Below are 345 nucleotides of genomic sequence, written 5' to 3'. Positions count from 1 at the left end.
CGAGGTCGTGCCGCAGCGCGAGCTGCGGCACGACCCGCCCTTCGACCCACGCTGTTGGAGTCGAAGCTTCGCCCGTGAGGGTCCATTGCCCCGCCCCGCTCGGGAGCATGCGGAGAGCTCGACGGCTCTTTGCGCAGGCATGCTTTGACATGGTTGCCGCAGTGGCACATACAGGACGTGGAGGTGGTGTCGGTGGCATCAGCATTGGTGACTGGAGCGTCACGGGGGATCGGCCGGGCGATTGCCGTGGCGTTGAGCCGGCGAGGCGATCGCGTCGCGGTGCACTACGGCTCGGACCGCGACGCCGCAGAGCAGAGCTTGTCAAGTTGTCTGTGTAAGTGATCT

1 protein-coding gene is annotated in these 345 nt (G+C 66.1%); it reads left to right on the top strand.

Annotated features, from left to right (window positions below; translation table 11 throughout):
- Nucleotides 1-177 precede the first annotated feature (177 nt).
- Nucleotides 178-342: an SDR family NAD(P)-dependent oxidoreductase gene (locus N864_RS24965; RefSeq protein WP_420805232.1), complete on the top strand. Its 165-nt coding sequence runs from the start codon at nt 178-180 to the stop codon at nt 340-342.
- Nucleotides 343-345: the final 3 nt, after the last annotated feature.

The sequence above is a fragment of the Intrasporangium chromatireducens Q5-1 genome (assembly GCF_000576575.1).
GTDB classification, from domain to species: Bacteria; Actinomycetota; Actinomycetes; order Actinomycetales; family Dermatophilaceae; genus Intrasporangium_A; species Intrasporangium_A chromatireducens.
This window is presented reverse-complemented; position numbering and strand designations above follow the sequence as displayed.